At 40.3% G+C, this 20,520-nt stretch carries 18 protein-coding genes; 8 read left to right on the top strand and 10 right to left on the bottom strand.

All coding sequences use genetic code 11. The annotated features are described in order from the left end of the window. The first annotated feature begins 9 nt into the window (after positions 1–9). Positions 10–657, top strand: a complete 648-nt coding sequence (gene dhaL / locus G1O98_RS09070; protein ID WP_163928504.1) for a dihydroxyacetone kinase subunit DhaL — start codon at positions 10–12, stop codon at positions 655–657. Positions 658–679: 22 nt separating this feature from the next. Here the strand turns inward: dhaL and G1O98_RS09075 are convergent, their stop codons facing one another. The 4 genes from G1O98_RS09075 to G1O98_RS39810 form a co-directional block, all read right to left on the bottom strand. Then, positions 680–1,273: a nucleoside triphosphate pyrophosphatase gene (locus G1O98_RS09075; RefSeq protein ID WP_163928505.1), complete on the bottom strand. Its 594-nt coding sequence runs from the start codon at positions 1,271–1,273 to the stop codon at positions 680–682. A 256-nt stretch (positions 1,274–1,529) separates the two neighbouring features. Then, positions 1,530–2,075 (bottom strand): photosystem II reaction center PsbP, encoded by a 546-nt coding sequence (gene psbP / locus G1O98_RS09080; protein ID WP_163928506.1) that lies wholly within the window; start codon positions 2,073–2,075, stop codon positions 1,530–1,532. 375 nt (positions 2,076–2,450) lie between these two features. Further along, positions 2,451–3,317 (bottom strand): aldo/keto reductase, encoded by an 867-nt coding sequence (locus G1O98_RS09085; protein WP_163928507.1) that lies wholly within the window; start codon positions 3,315–3,317, stop codon positions 2,451–2,453. A 291-nt stretch (positions 3,318–3,608) separates the two neighbouring features. Next, positions 3,609–3,764, bottom strand: a complete 156-nt coding sequence (locus tag G1O98_RS39810; RefSeq protein WP_243458385.1) for a hypothetical protein — start codon at positions 3,762–3,764, stop codon at positions 3,609–3,611. Between the two features lie 12 nt (positions 3,765–3,776). Between G1O98_RS39810 and G1O98_RS39815 the strand changes: the two genes are divergently transcribed. Continuing rightward, positions 3,777–4,238: a hypothetical protein gene (locus tag G1O98_RS39815; RefSeq protein WP_243458386.1), complete on the top strand. Its 462-nt coding sequence runs from the start codon at positions 3,777–3,779 to the stop codon at positions 4,236–4,238. 313 nt (positions 4,239–4,551) lie between these two features. Next, positions 4,552–4,818, top strand: coding sequence for a DUF3146 family protein (locus G1O98_RS09095; protein WP_012411764.1), 267 nt, complete (start codon positions 4,552–4,554; stop codon positions 4,816–4,818). 69 nt (positions 4,819–4,887) lie between these two features. On the opposite strand, the gene G1O98_RS09100 is transcribed toward G1O98_RS09095, so the two are convergent. The 3 genes from G1O98_RS09100 to ntcA all read right to left on the bottom strand — a co-directional run bounded on the left by G1O98_RS09100 (position 4,888) and on the right by ntcA (position 7,789). Next, entirely contained in the window at positions 4,888–5,343 is a 456-nt protein-coding gene (locus G1O98_RS09100; protein WP_163928508.1) for a Holliday junction resolvase RuvX, read from the bottom strand. A gap of 115 nt (positions 5,344–5,458) precedes the next feature. After that, entirely contained in the window at positions 5,459–6,949 is a 1,491-nt protein-coding gene (locus G1O98_RS09105) for a DUF3084 domain-containing protein (protein WP_163928509.1), read from the bottom strand. 168 nt (positions 6,950–7,117) lie between these two features. Next, complete coding sequence (gene ntcA / locus G1O98_RS09110; RefSeq protein WP_010998529.1) at positions 7,118–7,789, bottom strand: global nitrogen regulator NtcA; 672 nt, start codon at positions 7,787–7,789, stop codon at positions 7,118–7,120. Positions 7,790–8,168: 379 nt separating this feature from the next. Here ntcA and fabI point away from each other — a divergent pair, with 379 nt between their 5' ends. The 5 genes from fabI to G1O98_RS09135 all read left to right on the top strand — a co-directional run bounded on the left by fabI (position 8,169) and on the right by G1O98_RS09135 (position 15,182). Continuing rightward, positions 8,169–8,945, top strand: coding sequence for an enoyl-ACP reductase FabI (gene fabI, locus G1O98_RS09115; protein ID WP_163928510.1), 777 nt, complete (start codon positions 8,169–8,171; stop codon positions 8,943–8,945). A gap of 95 nt (positions 8,946–9,040) precedes the next feature. Further along, a complete protein-coding gene (gene hisB / locus G1O98_RS09120; protein WP_163928511.1) occupies positions 9,041–9,682 on the top strand; it encodes an imidazoleglycerol-phosphate dehydratase HisB in 642 nt (213 codons plus the stop codon). Positions 9,683–9,822: 140 nt separating this feature from the next. Next, positions 9,823–10,806: an ABC transporter ATP-binding protein gene (locus G1O98_RS09125; RefSeq protein WP_163928512.1), complete on the top strand. Its 984-nt coding sequence runs from the start codon at positions 9,823–9,825 to the stop codon at positions 10,804–10,806. A 537-nt stretch (positions 10,807–11,343) separates the two neighbouring features. Then, positions 11,344–12,819 (top strand): SLBB domain-containing protein, encoded by a 1,476-nt coding sequence (locus G1O98_RS09130; protein ID WP_163928513.1) that lies wholly within the window; start codon positions 11,344–11,346, stop codon positions 12,817–12,819. 941 nt (positions 12,820–13,760) lie between these two features. After that, positions 13,761–15,182, top strand: a complete 1,422-nt coding sequence (locus G1O98_RS09135) for a right-handed parallel beta-helix repeat-containing protein (protein WP_243458387.1) — start codon at positions 13,761–13,763, stop codon at positions 15,180–15,182. Between the two features lie 291 nt (positions 15,183–15,473). Here G1O98_RS09135 and G1O98_RS09140 read toward each other — a convergent pair whose 3' ends face one another. The 3 genes from G1O98_RS09140 to G1O98_RS09150 all read right to left on the bottom strand — a co-directional run bounded on the left by G1O98_RS09140 (position 15,474) and on the right by G1O98_RS09150 (position 20,282). Continuing rightward, positions 15,474–17,720, bottom strand: coding sequence for a polysaccharide biosynthesis tyrosine autokinase (locus tag G1O98_RS09140; RefSeq protein WP_163928514.1), 2,247 nt, complete (start codon positions 17,718–17,720; stop codon positions 15,474–15,476). Between the two features lie 159 nt (positions 17,721–17,879). Further along, complete coding sequence (locus G1O98_RS09145) at positions 17,880–19,073, bottom strand: glycosyltransferase family 4 protein (protein WP_163928515.1); 1,194 nt, start codon at positions 19,071–19,073, stop codon at positions 17,880–17,882. Positions 19,074–19,235: 162 nt separating this feature from the next. Continuing rightward, a complete protein-coding gene (locus G1O98_RS09150; protein ID WP_243458388.1) occupies positions 19,236–20,282 on the bottom strand; it encodes a glycosyltransferase family 4 protein in 1,047 nt (348 codons plus the stop codon). Positions 20,283–20,520 lie beyond the last annotated feature (238 nt).

Raw genomic sequence — 20,520 nt, forward strand, 5'->3', positions numbered from 1 at the left:
TTCGTAATTATGTTGAGTCAGGCGCAGATATTACAATGGTTGCAGGCTTATGCAACCGAGATAGAGCAGAATAAAGCATATTTGACAGAATTAGATGCTGCGATCGGAGATGCTGACCACGGTATAAATATGGATCGCGGCTTTAAAAAGGTAAGTACTCTGTTACTAACTCTCAGAGACAAGGACATCAGCAACATTCTCAAAGCTGTGAGTATGACCTTGATTTCTTCCATTGGCGGTGCTAGTGGCCCTCTTTATGGAACCTGGTTTTTACGAGCTAGTACAGCAGTAGTAGATAAGCAAGAATTAACAGAACAAGATGTGTTAAGGCTATTCCAGGCAGGCTTAGACGGCGTGCTGCAACGTGGCAAAGCGCAACTAGGAGACAAAACAATGGTGGATGTGCTATCTCCGGCTGTAGTCGCTTTTGGGCAAGCTGTAGGAGAAAGTAAGGGAACGCTGGAAGCGATGCAACAGGCTGTAGCATCAGCTCAAAAGGGTTTACAAGAAACTATACCTATGCAGGCGAAAAAGGGACGGGCTAGCTATCTGGGGGAAAGAAGTATCGGACATCAAGATCCAGGAGGGACTTCTGCTTATTTAATGTTGAAAAGTTTGTTAGAGGTATTGGAAAGTGGCCAAACAACTGACCATTGAAAATTAACAATTGGCGCAATAACTATTGCCAGAAATCAGTGACATCGTATCCCAGTTCCGCTAATATGTGCCGGAGCAGGGGTAAACTGAGTCCTATTACATTGCTGTGACAGCCTTCAATTTTTTCAACAAAGAAACTACCAAAACCTTCAATAGCAAATGCTCCAGCACACTTGAGTGGTTCACCTGTGGCAATATATGCTTGAATGGCGCGATCGCTCATTTGAGCAAAGTAAACTCTTGTAACTTGAGACTTGACTATAGTGCGGTTTTGCTCAAGGTCAATTAAAGCGTGACCTGTATACAAGTCGCCAAAGCTACCTTGCATTATCTGCCAACGGGCGATCGCTTCAGAAGTATCTGCTGGTTTGCCGTAAATTTCACCATTCATAGACAAAACCGAATCACAACCCATAATCAAAGCGGATTCAAACTGCGGGGCTACAGTTTCCGCCTTATATTGGGCAAGAGTTTTGACCAATTCTGCTGGTTCACTTAATTGGATTTGCGACTCGTCAAAGTCACTGGCTCGAACTATCGGTTCAATACCAACAGTTTGCAGCAAGCGGCGACGAGCCGGGGAAGCTGAGGCAAGTACAAAGGGTGGAATTTTCATGAGATTTATAAAAAGCTTGTTAATTGGGTATGGGGTATGGGGCATTGCCTGAATTTCTCAAGTATTGTGTGGGGGGAGTGTGGGAGGTGTGGGAGGCAATGCCAGCGTTCATTGATGTGCAGTTATTCAATTCCTCCTCTTTCTCCCCACACTCCCCACACCCCCCACACTCACGCTCATTTCTCACTTGTGAGAAATCCAGGATTGGTGATTAAATTTCTTCTCTATCCCCCATTTCCCATTCCCTATTTCCCAATTAATAGACAGTAAATGAATTTACAACCTCATCAATCATTCCTTTAACTCTCTGCCAGCGTTTTTCAGGAATTGAGGCGTTGAGGGTAAAAAGTTTGCCACGGCTAACAGCGACGCTGGCGATGTTATGCCGTTGCTGTTTATTAGGAAGTTGAACCTCATACTCTAAAAGGTAGTAGGTTTTACCGTCTACTTCTCGCTCTGCGGCATTGACTAATTCAGCCGAACGACCAGAGTCAGGAGGCGCAAGAGCAGCTTTTCCCAACTTATATCCTACTTCTGTTGGGGTTCCCAATTCTGATAAAGTTTTGCCTTCTGGAACTGGGCTAATCACAACAGAAACGTTTTCAGACACCTCAATCAAATCGTGGAAAACCACATCTGGCCCGTTGGAAACTTTAACTTGTAGCCACCCGTTAGGATATGAAAACTGATAGCCATCACTAGTGTCTACAAAGCTTTTAAGTCCAGCCGCAGCTGCTATATCAGAATTACTCAGGCTGAAACTCAACACCAATAGCAAAATTAATACAATTCTTTTCCACATTTATACGATTTCCTTTAGGCTGGGGACAACACCAGGCTTGCATCATTTCTCGTTTTTATTCTCCCACCAAGCGGGACGCTTCGGATGATGCGTTTCGGGGTTGCTTAAGCGATCGCCTGTTTTTGGAAAGACTGTTTCTTTACATATCCTTTATTTCATCAAATACCCGAATCGTAAGTTATTACGCTGTCTTAAACTAACTAAAAGTGAGCGTAAATATTTGACAACTTTTACTAAATCTAAGTGAGTTGGCACAATAAAACCAAACTATGTAAAGAAAAATGAACTAGGCTAAAATCCTTATACCTATTGCCTATTGCTTGATCTCAACGACAATTATTTACGTTCACTTACTTAAGTTAGCTAGTGAAATGATTAAGTTGCGTGATCAATTTTTTGTACTTCTTCTTCAGATAGTTTCACATTGATAGCTTGTGCTGAGTCTTCAATACTAGAAACCTTGCTAGCACCAGGAATTGGCAAAATAGCGGGCGATTTGGAGCGTAACCACGCTAGAACGATACTATATACTGACACGCCTTTTCCTTTAGCTAAGTTAGCGATCGCAGGAATATCTTGCAAATCCTGATGGCGACGTCTACCACCAAAGGGACTCCAAGGCAAAAATGTCAATTTTTGCTGTTCGCAATACTTCAACACGCCGTCCTTTTCTGGCTGTCGTTGCCAAGGACTGTATTGATTCTGCACCGAGACAATATCTACTACATCTTGCGCCCGCTTAATTTGTTCAACCGAAAAGTTAGAAACTCCCACAAACCTAATCAAACCTACCTCCACTGCTTCTTTCACTGGCGCAAGGGATTCTTCAATGGTGTACTTACTATCGGGTGAATGGTATTGCCAAACATCGATGGGTTTAGCGCCACCTAACGCCTCAAAACTGACTCGAATTGTTTCGCGCAAATGTTCTGGGTTACCGTTGCTTGTCCAGTTTCCATCGGGACGCATCAAACCGCCTTTAGTTGCCACAATTACTTGGCTAACATCGCCTTTATAACTAGTAAGTGCCTTGTGAATTAGTCGCTCGTTGTGGTGTTTTTCTGACTCATCTTTGCAGTAAGAATCGGCAGTGTCAATAAATGTAATACCCAAATCCAAAGCCCGATGAATAACTTCGATTGATTGCGATTCGGGAGGGCGATTAGAGATTGACATGGGCATACCACCCAAACCGATCGCACTCACAAATACACCAGTTTTTCCTAGCTGTTTGGTTTCCATGCTTCTAGCTATAGCTTTCTGACCCAATTATCCCAGCTAGTCAAAGGTTTTTGAGGGATTTATCATAAATCCTCCCTAGTACTTAGATTTGGTGATAAGTGAATGGGCTACTAAGGGAATACTCTACTCAGGGGTTAAGTATTCTATACACAAGCACTGATGAAAATTGTCGAGGAAACCCGTACCAGATTGCAGTTAAAGCATCGACCACTCAGATATTGGGTCATCGGGTGGTGCATTTTTACTGTCTGTTTAAGCTTCTTGATTTACTGCTTATTTTTTGAGTCTGCTTCAATCAGTCTTAATTGCGATCGCCTCTCGCCAAGCAAAATTAATTGTGAATTGAGACGGTTTAATTTGCTGGGAAGGATGGAGAAACTCAGAATGTTTGATCCCAGTGAAGCATACATTCTCACAAAAACTGGTAGCAAAGGGTCGAAAAGCCATCAGGTTATAATTGTGACTCCATTTAAAGATTTTCCTCTTTTATCCCATCTTAGCTATGAACAAAATCAAGAATTTACTTTGAAAACCAACGATTTTATCAACTCTAGTAAAACTTCTCTATTGGTACAGCAAAATCAGCGAAATTATCTATTTTTCTTAAGTTTATCTATATTAATTATCATGGCGGTCGCTGCTTTTTTTGCCACATCACCTGTAACTACCTGCACCTTCTATAAAAGCATCGATAAGGTCTTTATCGAACGTAAAAGTCTTCGTGGCAATCAAGTTATTGAACATCCACTAGAAAATATTCTGCGTTTTGACATCCAAGAAAAGCAATATAAATACTCTAAGCTTTATCGGTCTGTAATTGTGCTGAAATCTTTCAAAGAAATTCCAATCAATCCACAATACACTGATGAAAGAAGCGTTAGATATACAGTTTCTAGGATACTCTTATTTCTAAAACTTTAACAAAAACTATCCCCACTACTTACCACTATGCCCATAGACTGAAGTCATAGATCGCTGACTTATCTAGAAAGCTGGGGATATTGTCTATCAAAAATGATTTAGGATTTGTTATATAGACACGAAACGCTGAGATTAAGGAAGTTTGAGTCACTTTCAACTGAAATTTTACATTTAGCATTATCCATTAGTACCATTCTGACTCAACTAAAAATACTCACTTTGTCAGTTTGTCTATTTAGACTATGTTTGGTACATAAAATAAGAAGCCAGTCTAATATGAGCGGCTGTTATTCTACACTTGACATAAAGCATTGTGAGTGCTAAAAGACGACTGCCAGAAACTATTGCCCATGTCAGAATCACCCGCCAATCTTGGCAACACGGCTTCCTTGAGGGTGAAGTGAGTGCAGGTGAGTTTGAGTGGCATTTCCAGTGGCATTTTCGCCGGGGAGAACTTGCCGTCAAGCCTTCCCAAGGCCGCGCTTTAATCAAAGAACCCCTTGGTCGATTTTTGGAGCAACAAGATTATCAGCTAGAGCCTGGAGGAGATTATGCTTTTACTATTCGGGCGGAACTTTAAAAGTTAGGAGTTAGGAGAGACGCGATTAATCGCGTCAGTACAGGAGTTAGGAGTTAAGGATGTAATTCTTCACTCTTGACTGCTGAGTGTTGATTCTGTGAGGCGGTTTAAGTATCTTTCAATTAAGAGAATGGCAACAATGTCATCTATCGGTCTTGGAGGCTGTCGTAGACCTTGTGGCAATAGCTTTGTTAGTCCTTTGGGTGGGAACATTTGCCAATAGCGATCGCGTGCTTCTAAGGTTGTATATCGCTCATCTACTAAAATAATACTCAGAGGTTCTGTCAATTCCTGATATAGTTGCTGTCTCCACTGCTTGGCTGTAGTTTGGTCGCCCATCACCATCAAGGAGATGGGAAACTTTTGACGCAGTGTTTCAATGGTAGCGATCGCCTCTTTGGCTAACGCAACCTGATGATAATACAATTGTCGATCCAGTCCCATCACCGCTAACCCACACTTATCTCGACCTGGATCAAACCCCAATATGACTGGTTGCGTTGGTGAAAATTCGCGTAAAGTCATAAGAAATTAAAAATAAAAATTGAGAATTAGAAATCAATAAATGCAATCACAGCAACTATTTTGACTGCTGTTGAATATGTTTAAATCTTACTAATAACAGTGTGCAAATAATGTTTTAAGTACTAAAAATAATTTTTCCGTTGACTATTGCCACTAATTTTACTCTCAATGGCCCGGCTGTATAAGTGTCCTCTGCTGCGATCGCTTTGATCTCCAAGGGCTGATTATATTGTCTTAATTGGGCGACAAAGCGCAAGAAAGTCCCCTCTACTTGCACATCCTCGACAATTCCGGCATTACGAGCCCGAAATTGAGAAGCAGAAATTAGTATTTCCAGCCTTTGCTGTAACTGATACGATGTCATAGTTTTGGAATCGGCACTAGTTGTAGCTAGGACTGCGCCTCCCGAAAAAACCAATTGATTTCGCGCTGTATCGGCGAAAAACTCTATCTGCTTTTCTCCCCTGACGTAATTACCAGCCGAGAAAATTCGCACCACATATTCTTGACCATCGCTAATCTGCTTGCTCAATTGGTCAACCCGATCCTGAGTCACGCGTAGTAGCTCTACATTGGCAGGATTTGCCCCAGGCTCACTTAATTCGAGGTTGGCGTTGCGATTGGCTTCTTGTAAAAGTTGTACCACTGCCTGACGAGCCGCAGCAGGTTGGGTAACACGAATTACAGCACCAGACAAAACTTGACCGCGAACTAAGGCCAACTTACCTAGACGCAGGTCGCGGTAAGACTGATAATATTTTTCCAGCCTGGCAACTTCTAGTTCTAGTTGCTCTTGTTGCGCTTCCAATTCTTTGAGGCGCGATTCCCGTTTGGCAATCACTTCCTCTCGTGCTGCAACTTCTACATTCCGCTTTTGAATCAATTGATCGAGTTGGCCAATTTTTTTATCGCGTTGTTCTATGGCTTCTTGACGGTTAGCCAGTTCGCGATCGCGTTTTTCAATCGCTGTTTTGGCTTCGTCAATGGCTTTTTTCGCTTCAGCGTACAGTCGTTGTCGTTCTGTCTTCAGTAGTTCAACTGCCGCCTGTAGCTCTTTTCTTTGATTGGAAACGCTTTGCAACTCAGCTATGGCTTTTTGGTACTGAGTTACAACTTGTCCTAATTGACCTTGAGTGCGTTGGAGTTGAGTTTGAGTTTGAGCTTGTTGACTAATGGTGCGGTTCAACTGAGCTTGTGTTTGGAGTTGTTTGGCATTTGCTGCCTGTAAAGACTGATTAATTGCCTGTAAGTCTTGTTGTGCTTTTGCTTGGGCAATTCTTGCTTGATTTAGCTCACTTTCTACCTGACTTTTCTGAGTTTCTGCGGTTTTTAGCTGTTCCCGTTTCTGTCTGAGGTCTGTTTGAATATCTTCTAATTCAAAAACTCCCTTTCGCAAGCCTTCATCGGCAGCGAATAAAATTCCTAATGTTGATGCTGAAATCAAACCGCCCGTAAAAATAGTTACCACTACGGCAGTATTTTTCGGACGAAGCTTAAAAAGTGAGAGGCGGGCTTTGCCAACTCGTGTGCCGATGCGATCGCCCACGGTGGCAATTACGCCTCCCAGAATTAAAATTGCTGCGATGAGGATGTATCCGGTGGTCATCTTTAGCTACCGAAATCCTTCCAGATACAGCCTACTACTTTTAAGCATTGTCTGCGGAGAAGTGGAAGTTGGCAATAGCTGAAATTATTCAATTTTAGATTTACCTCTAGCTATTAGTGTCATCTTTCAAAATAGAACACGCGCCGATTCCCCTTTCTCCGATTGATTTTATGTGAATTGCCTACTTAAGGTAACAGGTTTATGCACGGTAATCTTCTTTTTGTGGATAGAAATCATCTTTTTCTCACGCAAATCCCCTAGTAGCCTAGTAACAGTAACACGAGTTGAACCAATTGCTTCTGCGATCGCCTGATGAGATAACTTCAGATCAATAGTTATCCCATCTGCACAAGGAACGCCAAAATCCCGACAAAGAATTAATAAAAAACTCACCAACCTAGAACCCATATCTCGGTGAGCAAGAGTTTCAATCATCATCTCTGTCTGTAAAATGCGCGAAGAAAGACCCCGCAGCATTAACATTGATAATTCTGGATTTTCCTTGAGTGCTTGCTCTACTTGTTCAATTGGGGCTGACAGTAATTCCACAGGGGTAAATGCAACCGCATGGTAAAACCTATCCGACTTATTTCCTGTCAGCAATGACAAAACACCAAAAACACTATTTTCCCGAAGCAATGCTACTGTTATTTCCTCTCCTGCCTCGTACACCCTAGAAAGTTTAACAGCACCTTTCAAAAGAAAATAAACTCGTTCGGCAGGATCGCCAGGAAAAAAGATCGTTTTATTGCGTTCAAACGTTTCCACAACTGGCGGAAACGCCCCGGTCGCCATCTGACGAAATACATTTGCTAGGGCTTTATCTTGTGTCACGATCATCTCCCTTCCCCTACCCAATGCCGGAAAAACAAAAACTGATTACCTAAGAATACACCCGAAAAATGAATAAAGCACCGTCAACCTTTCTGTACTTTCCTATACTCAAACTAATCGCTTCATAACTGTTTGTTTATAATGATACATAATTGTTGATCCTTTCAGCTACTAATTGTTGATAAGTAGTTCCAATAACTGTATTAAAAAGGGTTTTTTAAAGAACAAATAAAGATATCTTGAGAAAATCTTTAGGAAAAATCAAGATTTTTGTCATAGCAAACACCCTTCTCAATATTCATTTTTGCAAATCCTGTATAAAACAAAGACAAACGTGCCTCAGATTCTAGTATGCTCCTAATGATCGATCGCATTAACAATTTCTATGCTGAATCTGACTGGAAAAAATGCTCTTGTTACAGGTATTGCCAATAACCGCTCGATCGCCTGGGGCATCGCCCAACAGCTGCATAAAGCCGGAGCAAACCTGGGTATTACCTACCTGCCGGATGAACGCGGCAAAATGGAGAAAAAAGTTGCGGAGTTGGTAGAACCCCTCAACCCAAGCTTATTTCTTCCTTGTAATGTCCAAGATGAAGAACAGATTCAATCTACCTTTGAGACAATTCGTGAGCAATGGGGGAAGCTAGACATTCTCATCCATTGTCTGGCCTTTGCCAGTAAAGACGATTTAAGTGGAGACTTTAGCCAAACCTCTCGTTCTGGCTTCAACACTGCCTTAGAAATCAGTACCTACTCGCTGGTGCAGTTAAGTGGTGCAGCGAAACCTTTGATGACTGAGGGAGGTAGTATCGTCACGCTGACATATTTAGGCGGTGTTAGAGCAATCCCTAACTACAACGTTATGGGAGTTGCTAAAGCAGGGTTAGAAATGAGCGTGCGTTACCTAGCTGCTGAACTAGGGCCGAAAAATATCCGCGTCAATGCCATCTCCGCAGGCCCCATCCGCACCTTAGCATCTTCAGCAGTGGGTGGAATTTTGGATATGATTCATCATGTCGAAGAAGTAGCTCCCCTGCGCCGTACTGTCACTCAGCTAGAAGTGGGGAATACTGCCGCTTTCTTATGTAGTGATTTGTCCAGTGGTATTACCGGACAAGTTCTATATGTAGATGCAGGATATGAAATTATGGGAATGTAAGATAATTTGGGGAGTAGGGAGTCGGGAGTAGAGGGAGTAAGTAAAAAATTATTCTTGCCGATTCCCCATTCCCCATTCCCCATTCTCCACTTCCCATGCAAACAACCAATCGCCAAGTTAATTCAAACTACGACCAGTCAACTAAAACCCCTCGGATTGCCACTATTCACCGCACTACTGGTGAAACTGATGTACAAGTTACCATCAATTTGGATGGTAGAGGAACTTGCACGGCAGCAACAGGCATTCCGTTTTTGGATCACATGTTGCATCAAATTGCCTCCCACGGGCTGATTGATATAGATGTCCAAGCCAAGGGAGACTGGGAAATTGATGACCATCACACCAACGAAGATGTAGGCATTACTTTAGGCCAAGCTTTCAACCAAGCACTAGGCGACAGAAAAGGTATTGTCCGCTTTGGTAATTTTCTTGCGCCATTGGATGAAGCTTTAGTTCAGGTAGCGCTAGACTTTTCTGGACGGCCTCACCTCAGCTACGGCTTGCAAATTCCTACCCAGCGCGTAGGAACTTATGACACCCAACTCGTGCGCGAATTCTTTGTAGCATTGGTGAATCATAGCCAAATGACACTCCACATTCGGCAACTGGATGGCATTAATTCCCACCACATCATAGAGGCGACATTTAAAGCCTTTGCAAGAGCAACACGGCTAGCAGTGGAGATTGACCCCCGTCGTGCTGGTCTAATTCCCAGTTCTAAAGGCGTTCTCTAAAAGTTGTAAAAAGGGGCATTAGTTATTTCCCCTATAGTCTCCAATCCCCAATAATTGACACACGACTTGGTGATGGTTATTATCAGCCTACTAGGTAACTTGTAATTAATACCAAGCTGGTTATTAGTGGTTGAACCAAGATGAAGTCTGTTGCAGATGACCCTGATTCTCAACTTAATACGGCAGACACTCCGCCAGTAGTCCTAACTTCTGAGTTGCGAAAAGTCTATCGCACTGGTTTTTGGCTAAATCAAAAAGTCGTATCTCTCAAAAACTGTTCTTTAACGGTTTACAAAGGTGAAACCTTTGGGTTGCTAGGGCCAAACGGTGCTGGTAAAACCACCCTTTTAAAATTGTTGCTGGGAATTATTCATCCCACTTCTGGACGGGGATTTTTATTGGATAAGCCTATAGGCGATCGCAGTGTTAAGCAACATATTGGCTATTTGCCAGAAAATCCCTATTTGTATGACTATCTCACTGGCTGGGAATTTTTGCAGCTAGCTGCTGGACTATTCCAAATTCCCCAAAGTGTCCAACGCCAACGCATTCCCCAACTGCTGGAATTAGTAGGTTTATCCCAAGCTGATGCTCGCAAAAAGCTTTTACGCCGCTACTCAAAAGGAATGCTACAGCGTGTTGGTATGGCACAGGCGCTAATTAATGAGCCAGATTTAGTTTTTCTCGATGAACCCATGTCTGGTCTCGATCCGGTGGGACGTTACCAAATGCGGGAAATCATCTTGGCACTAAAAGCTGCTGGAAAGACGATTTTTTTCAATAGCCACGTTCTTAGTGAAGTAGAACAGATTTGCGATCGCATTGCCATCCTTGCTCAAGGTGAACTAATTTGCTCTGGTTCCCTTAATGAACTTTTAGGCGTAGAGAACACATATCATGTAAAAGGTCAAGGTGGTGACTGGGAAATTCTCAAAAAATGGATACCCACTCTCAGATTTGAACCTGATGGTTCCTGGCAAGGTACACTACAAGACGATTACTATGATTTCCTCGCTAGTGTTCGTCTGATGGAAGGTAAAATTATTGCTATGAACTTGTCACGTTACTCCCTAGAAGAGTTTTTTATTCAACAAATTCAAAGAAAAAATAACTCTGTTAATTAATTTCGTTGCCAAATACTCAATTATAGATTTTTTTGAACAACGTATATACGTGGTATCTTTTTACAGAATAACCTTAAATTTCCGCCTTTTTGAGTTTATCTTTGCTCAATCCAACTCACAAAAAAACTAAATTTCGACCTTTTTTCAAGATTATTTGTAGTTAATCAATAATGGAGTTCATAATTTTTGCAAAAATTACTACTAATAGAATATTTAGAATCACAGGTTAAGTGTCATTTAATTGACTTTGGTAGAAATGCGTTATTCGTAAGTACCTATTTACATAACAGACAATTTTTTATATAAACTGCGTTTATCTCCGTAAGTCACATATTTTTTGATAATCCCCATATTCAAGTTTGCTCAACTTTAAATTAACTTCACTAAAAATTCAAATTCAATAAACAAATTTCCTCCGGAAAATTACACTTTTCGGGGAAAATAAGAGTGTTGGGGAACTTGAATACTTAGGTATAGTCAAAATAAAAATGTTTAGACAGTACTTTATTAATCGTAGTTTCAGAATCTAAGGTAAATATGCTTAACACAAGTTTGTTTAAATTCAAATTCCTAACTCAGCCAGTTGTGGGTGTGGCTTTGTTAAGTGCTGTCAATGTCGCTGTGCCATTTGCGAGTCTAGCTCAGGGACAACCATTACCACCAACGACACAAACACCAAGCACACAAACACAATTAGATACTAATTATTCATTAGGAGGCGGCGATCGCATCCGGGTAAATGTATTTGAAGTACCTGAATATACAGGAGAATACCAAGTTCCCCCAGGTGGAGCAATCAACCTACCTTTAATTGGCAGTGTGTCAGTCCTCGGTCTAACAACTGAACAGGCTGCTGACGAAATTGCTAGAAGATATGCTCGCTTCCTCAAACGTCCCTTAATCTCAGTCAATCTGTTATCGCCTCGTCCTATCAATGTTTTCGTTGCCGGAGAAGTGACACGTCCAGGAGCTTACACTCTTAGCTTGAGCGGAGGCGCGGGAGACAATCCAGGCGTACAGTACCCCACTGTATTAGCTGCATTGACAACAGCACAGGGCGTAACCTTGGCTGCGGATGTGAGTCAAATTCAATTAAGGCGTAAAATCGGACGTTCTTCAGAGCAAGCCGTTAGTGTCAATTTGAAGGAACTTATCCAAACAGGTAGGTTATCACAGGATATTACCTTGCGTGATGGAGACACCATAGTTGTGCCAACAGCAACCAACTTCAACGTGGCAGAATCTCGTAATATATTTGCATCTAACTTTGCTGCCAGCCAAACCACGCCTCGCACGGTAACAATTATCGGTGAAGTTAATCGTCCCGGTTCGTATCTTGTCACCCCAGCCAGCACAGATGCTCAGGGGGGCGCAGCAACTAACAGTGGTACTGCTAATCCCAATGGTCTACCAAACGTGACACGGGTTATTCAACTAGCTGGGGGAATTACAGCACAAGCTGATGTTCGTAATCTCAGGCTACGTCGACTTACAAGAACTGGCTCAGAACAAGCTATAGATATTAACCTTTGGCAACTATTGCAGAGTGGCGACGCTAGTCAAGACATCATCGTGCAAGACGGAGATACAATTGTTATTCCGACGGCAACTGAGATTAACCCCGCAGAAGCTACTCAATTAGCTACCACTACTTTGTCTCCTACACGTATTCAAGTTGGTGTGGTAGGTGAAGTTAAAAAACCAGGGTTAACAGACGTTCAGCCGAATAGCTCTTTAAATCAAGCTATACTGGCAGCTGGCGGATTTAATGATGCCAGAGCTAGTAGCAGTGCTGTTGATTTGATTCGCCTCAACCCTAACGGTTCTGTCACTAAACGCATAGTAAAAGTGGATTTTTCTGCTGGCATTAATGAGCAAACTAATCCCATACTCCGCAATAATGATGTTGTTGTAGTCAACCGATCGGGTTCCGCTAAGACTGGCGATACCATAAACACTATCACTGGTCCTCTCGGTGTTATCTTTAATCTTCTGAACTTGTTCGGACTCTAGTTTTAGATACAGATGTGAATTGGGGGCGTTGCTTAAACTTCTCCGTCCCCAAAATTACAATATCTATATAGTCAAAGAGATTGATTGCTCTTGGTGTATTCTCTTGCGAGAGAGCAATATTCATCTCTCTTGAACTGTCCTCCACAATAACCACCTCTTTTATTAACTGAACTTACGCACTCAAAACCAGAAAGCTCGATCCCTCTTAAAAAAAAGCGAGTATCTCTTACGCGTAAGTATTAGTTAAATTACAGCAGTTGCCAGTAAATGAAATACACTTCTCCCCAACCCTTCCCAGATACTCTTATTTGACCGCAGGATAAGACAATACTAGTGTACATAAATATCTTTCCTTTTGCGATCGCTTCTTAAATTATTTATATTTTATACTAATTTTTATAAAAGTCTAAGCCTTATTACCGAGCTTTAAATTCCGTAAACCGAAAGCTATCACTGAAATTTCTGAATTTGCCATTGATATACCTTTTAAAACTTTGTTTTTGTTACTCTGATTTCTTATGATAATGAGAATGCTTTAGAGGGTAAAGATTATATAATCCACTTCCTGTAAGACTTTTTTCTTTGTTTTAATTATCATTATCATAAGAATTATTTAAGTAAAATAACTGTTTAATGACAGATATACTATCTTAACTACAGATACCGCGTATACACAGTAGAATGATGTCCAATTAGAAATGATGTCATTTGTACGGTTGGTTTGTGTCCATTAATGGGATGACTCTGCATACTGAGAATTTTTTCAGTACTTTTACCAGATGGTTGCCATTTTTTTTTAACACTGCCTAGAAAACATTTCAGCGATATTTACGTGGAAATGCTCAGGTGTAAACCTGATAAACCGTTTATAAACTTACAAATGGCAGTTACACGACCGTATCCAATACTGACTTACTGACCAAGGCTAGAGTTACTGACCGTTGACGATTCAGTTTTTGCAATATACCCTATTTTTCCCTATGATGATTCATGGTTTAGGCTTTCTCAGTTTAAGTGCATCTCTTGTACTCCCCTGGGCGTTAACAGGTCTGGTTCAAGGACAGAGAATAACAGAGTCTTTAGTTAAAGACGTTCGTCAGTTATCCACCGATCAAAGCACACCACTACCAAGTCGCAAGCTGATCAGCCAGGTTACAACTACAACATACTATGTTAGTGGTAGCGGAAGCGACAAAAATAGCGGACTCACTCCGTCATCTGCCTTTAGGACAATTCAAAGGGCAGCAGACCTAACTAGTCCTGGCACTACAGTACTGATCATGGATGGAGTATATAAGAATACTTACTCTAACGGTTCAGCACTAGTAATTAAACGCTCTGGAACGGCAAATTCATGGATTACCTATAAGGCATATCCTGGAAATAAGCCAAAAATTCAGCACAATGGATGGAATGGAATTTCCATTGAAAATGGAGCCTCATATATTGAGATAAATGGTCTGGAGGTTGCAGGGAACAATACCAATATAACCCTGAGTTATGCGCTGAGTCAGAAGTATAATACATCCAACCCACTGACGAGTGGAAACTGCATAAATATAGATGGACGAAAAAATGGTCGTTCCCACCACATACGTATTCTCAACAACAAGGTACATGATTGTGGCGGTGCGGGTATTTCAGTTATTGAATCGGACTATGTAACAGTGGACAACAACGAGGTATATAATAATGCCTGGTACTCACCATACGGGGCTAGTGGGATTTCACTGCTCAACAATTGGAATTATGATAAGAACCTGAACTATAGGATGTATGTTACCAGAAACAAAGTCTACAATAATCAAATGTTTGTTCCCTGGTATTACAATGGAAAGTTCCAAGATGGTAATGGTATTATTGTTGATAAGTCACGAGATAATGGGTATCAAGGACGTACTTTGATTGCCAACAATATCTCATATAAAAATGGTGGTACGGGCATTCATACCTTTTCAAGCGACCATGTGGATATTGTCCACAACACTGTTTATCTGAATAACCAGACTAAGGAAATTACTCACGGACAAATAATGAGTAATTATTCAGGTGATGTCAAAGTTATCAATAACATCATTTATGCTGCGGCTAACAAAACAATAAGTACGAATAATAAAAGTACCAACACTACTTTTAACTACAACCTCTACAACAACAATGGTTCTCGTGCAGTTTCTGTGGGACCTAACGATATTATGGCAGATCCACAATTTGTAAATCCCTCAGGTGGTGACTTTAGAATAAAGGGAACTAGCCGGGCCATCAACAATGGTTTTAAGTGGAATAATTTGAAAAATGATTATTTTGGTAAATCTCGTCCTGTCGGTTCTGGATATGATATTGGGGCACACGAATATCAGTAACCGTAATATTGTGTTCTGAAATCTACACCCTACAATCTACAACACATAGTTCTGTCAGGCTGAAGTCTAGAGTTATACAAAATAATAAGCCTACCTCTGAAAGTAGGCTTATTGTTTTTTTGCTAAATAATTAAACAGATATGATACAAGTATCCCAGCAGAATTAATTATTGATGTTTTACTAGGCAAGAATTTCAGCCAAGTTATTGTGTAATTAATACTGTACTATTATTTACCAGTTATGGTATTAAATTAACTGGTAAGACAAAATCCTAATTTATTTAACTTAATTTATACAGAAGTTTTGTCTGGAATACGTTTTTTTAGCTTTGTCTCTTTTGCCAAATCTTGATGAGTAAAGTATTGTTTAACATGGTTGAAATAACTACTAGATTCATTTTTATCAATGATACCATTCACAACTAAACCTAATACGTTGTGACTTGATCTCTCTAGCATTTCTTGAGCGGCAGATGCACTGTTAGAATCAATTACCCCAGGTCGAGCGACTAACAAAATCCCATCAGTCATTTGGCTTATAGTCAAAGCATCGGCTGCCAAAAGCAAGGGAGGAGCATCAATAATTACAAAATCATATTTATATTGAGATGAAAAACTTTCAATTAGCGATGCCATCCGCTTTGAGTCAAGTAAAGCAAGTGGATTGGGAGGTCTAGAGCCAGCAGTTAAGACATCAAGATTATCCATTACTTTAGATAAAGCAACATCAAATTCAGTCTGACCTATAAGAACTTCACTCAAGCCATCTGCATTACTTACTTCCCACAGATGATGCTGAGAAGGAACTCGCATATCTGCATCTATTAGTAAAACTTGACGTCCTAATTGAGCGATCGCTGTTGCCAAATTAGCTGAAACTGTAGACTTGCCTTCTTTAGGAACTGCGCTAGTTACCACAATAGTTTTCAGCACTTTATCTGAACTCAGGAATTTCAGATTCGCTTGAATCATTCTGTACATTTCGCTAGTTAAAGAGTAAGGCGTATCTCTGACAGCAATTGTTTGATTTATTGATTCTGCGTTTGAATAACGGGAGCGAATCTTTTTAACAGACAAAGGCACAATTCCTAACAAAGTATATCTAAATATATCTCTGATTTCTTGAAGGGTTTTCAGAGACCTATCTCTCATACCTAGAACAAGAACTGTTGTAGTAGCCAAGAATAAACCGAACATTACTCCTAGCACTAAAACAATAATTTTTTTGCTTTCTACTGGCTTATCGGGCACTATAGCCTGAGCAATAATCCGCGAGCTGGCTGTATTTGTATTCTCAACTAACTGTAATTCTTGAACCTTTTTCAACAGAGTTTGATATGTTGATTCTGCGACTTCAACTTTTCGTTCTAACTCCCTCTGATTTTGTGCTAGTTGGGGTATGAGTTTAACGCGCTTTTCGTATATAGAACGGGAGTTATATAAAGAGGAGAGTCTTTTTGCTAAACCAATGCGCTGTATTTCTGACTGCAGAAAATTTTGGATCAGGTTTTGTCTTAGTTCTCCAATCTGTAATAGGTTCTGTGAAACTTCTGTTTTATTGCCAACAGTCTGACCAATTTGCTGTTGTAAGAGAGATTTTAAGCTAGCTTTCTTTGCTTCTAAGTTAACAACTACAGGGTTGTCATCTAGGAAACGGCTACGCTCAATTGCCAGCTGTCGGTCAGTTTCTTGAAGTTGTGCAAGAACTCCCTGCACTGCCGGTGACTGACTGATGGCACTCACAGCGATCGCTTCCTGAGAATTTAGCTCTACTTTCTGGCGCAGTTCATTGGTTTGGGCGTTTACCTCATCCAGCTGAGCCTTAACAGTATTCATCTCATTGTCTAGATTTCCAATAGTTGAAACAGCTGACTTTGTCTCCTCTGACAGGTCTGCTATCTGATACTTCTGTTTAAATATACGTAGTGCTACTTCTGTATTATTAACAACTTCTTGAGTTTTAGGAAGCTGCCTGGCAATAAATTGACGAGTTGCTGCCGCCTCAGAGCGATTTGTCAGAATATCATTATCTAAATAAAGATTCATTATTGTGTTGACCACTGCTGCTGATTGCTCGGGGTCAGGACTGGTATAGCTAATTCGCAATACATCTGTTGCACTAACAATTTTCAGGGTCAAAGATTTCCGCAGCTTTTCTACTTCTAGAGGTTTACCTTCTTTGTCTTTCAGTTGTAGCTTATCTATTGTCTTCTGCAATAAAGCAGGGGAAGAAATAACTTCTATCTGAGTGTTTATTGGATTTTGAGTTGCTAGCAGTGATTTTAAATCCCCTGCATCTCCTCCTTCTGTATTACTAGGCAAAAGACTAGCTCCTACTACTTTAAAAGAAGGAATTCTAAATAATAGTTTTCCTTCGGCTTCATAGGATGGCTTCATAAATTGTGTAGCTATAGCACTGAGAATAACTGTAGCTGTAAATATCGCAGTAGCAGGTAGCCACCATCGTTTCAATATGAATAGGTAACGACTGAGGTCTAAATCAATAGATTCTCTAGATTCCGTAGATTTTTCTGACATAAATCTTCCCAAATACAGATATTAAGTAAGAAACTAAAAAAGACTTAGAGAATTCACAAACCACTGCAACTGACAAGAATGATGCGATTTGACAATATGACAATAGTATAGACTATCTAAGTTATAAATTTAGTTCCCATTGTCGCACAATAATGCCAACTAGCTTTGCCAAATCTTATCATAAGCCTCTAACAATTTCGGAGCTTGATATTGCCATTCAAGAATCTTCTCCATTCTCAGTCGTCCCTCAGCTCCTATCTTTTCTCTTAGTTCATGAGAATCTAGAAGCTCTAGAATTTTCTCAGCAAATTCAACCTCATCATTAGGCTTGGCATAAAGAGATGCTTCCTGTGCAGAACGTCTTCCCTCTCGCAAATCAAACTGGACAATTGCTTTTCCCATCGCCATGTATTCGAGGATTTTATTCATGGTGCAGTTTTCGTTATAAGCAGATGTTGGGGAGGGTTCTACACAAACGTCACAACTGGAAAGCCTTTCTAAAAGTTCCTCCCCTTGCTTAAAACCTGTAAATTCTACAAACTCACTCACTCCTAACTCTCTGGATAAAACTTTAAGTTTTTCGGCTGCTGGTCCACTACCAATCAACATAAAGTGAATATCTTGGCGATTTTTTTTCTGGGTAATATAATATACTATTCTCAGAAGATAATCAATTCCCTCTGGTTCACCCATGACACCCATATATCCTATCAAGTGCTTCTTACCTCTACGATAATTCGGATTTGGGGGCATTCGGTGAAAACGGGAAAGGTCGGGCGCACTACGAACTACAAAGACCTTCTCCGGTTTCTTGTGCCCACGGGTAAGAGCTACCTCTCGGTGCGACTCGTTCGTTGAAATTACTATGTCTGCTGTGGCATAGGTCAAGCGTTCAGCCCAGCATAATCCATGATAAAAAATATCTCGCCGTTGATACTTAGCTTCATACATCTCCGGACTGAGGTCATGATGATCAAAGATAACCCAGATGCGATGAAATAATTTAAACCATCCTGCTACTAAAAAAAGTAAATCCGGCGGATTACAAATATGGATAACATCAAAACCCCGCTCTCGCCATACCCGTTGAGCTAGACGGAATTGCCAATTAATCGCCCAACTATACTCTCGAAGATAGCCAAGAACAGAACTTTCTTCTGGTGGTAGAGGATGACGGTAAATGTGAATTTTCTCAATAATCTCGTAAGATTTCTCAAACCCATTACCTGTTGGTGAAATTACGCTAACTTCATACCCAGCTTTTTGCAAAGTAGTTGCTTCCATCCATACCCGCCGATCAAAGGGAACTGGCAGATTTTCAACGATAATTAGTACTTTTTTAGGTAATGCCATAATAATCTCAACTCTTAATCAGTTTAGTAAAACACTGACTTGTCAATTCTAAAATCTGCCTTTTTTGGGTAAATTTTAGTCATACCTGGTGAAACTGGGCTGAATAAACTGCAGGTCTGCATTTTTATAGTTTTCTGTTTTGCAGTTGCTAGATTTATCATTTCAACTTAACACTGAACGATATAAATCAAGAAAAGAAATCCAGTGATTTTTGATATCAAGATGAAAAACACTTTTTCTCGCTTTAGATCCTAGAGAGAGCCTCAAATCCTCATTTTCAATCAAAGACCTAATAGCATCTGATAACTGCTCAACACTTCCTGGATTAACAATTAATCCATTTTCAGATTGAGTAACTATCTCAGGTATGCCTCCTACTGGTGTAACTATGACTGGTAACTCCCAAGCCATTGCTTCCAGCATTGCTAGTGGGAGACCTTCGTTATAAGAGGGCAACACAAAAACATCTGCCTTACTTAAAAGAATATCACGTTCATCTGACCCTATCCAGCCAGGCAATTGTATATAGTTTTGTAGATTTAAAGTCGTAATTAAATTGCTTGCCTCTTCTATGTCTCCATCTCCTGCCATAATCAAACTTGATCTGGTTTTATATTCAGTAGGCAAAAAAGAAAAAGCTTTGATCAAATCAAATGCTCCTTTCCGTTGACCAATTCGTCCTAAAAAAAGTAAGTTAACTTTTGCAGAAACTGAACGGTGTGGAACTTCAGGAGGAAATTTTACTGGATTGTAAAAAACTACAACTTGTTCAGGTTTAAGACCAAGATTTTCTATATAGAAACTTTTCCAACTTTCCGATAATACAATTAAGCGTTGACATTTACAAAATATCCAACTTAGCAATTTCTGTATCCAGTTAGCAAGTCCAGCATAGAAAAGATGAAATTGACTACCATGAGCGTGTAGAATTATCGGTTTGTTAAATAGCCAAGCTAAAAGTGTCATAATTGCTTGCCGTAAAACACTGCCGCGTTGTGAAATTTCAAGTTGAACAATATCAACTTCTTCTGCTCTTAATATCCATATAAATTTCCATATAGCTTTCAAAAACACCATTGTTTTCACTGCTATAGATCCGTCCTCATGAGTGATAATATGATATATTTGGATTTCAGAAGGAGCATATTCTAAAAAAAGCTTCTCATAACCAGAAATGCCACCCTGCTGGAGTAAACTAGGACCTAACATGATAATCTTGAGAGTATTAGTTCGGGACATAGGCTGTACTTTTGAAATAAGTTTGTATATCTTTGATTAATATATCACCGAAATAATCACAGTTTATTGTTTGATTTTCTCTGAGTCAAATCGATGCGTAACTTACTTCAACATATTAGTACATCTGTAAGTAGAGTATCTACGCCTAAAATATTGTCAATAAAAATACGATTATTTTTTGGTTAATTGGATGTAAAAATATCTTGGT

This window comes from Nostoc sp. UIC 10630 (assembly GCF_010747425.1).
In the GTDB taxonomy this organism is placed as follows: Bacteria; Cyanobacteriota; Cyanobacteriia; order Cyanobacteriales; family Nostocaceae; genus Nostoc.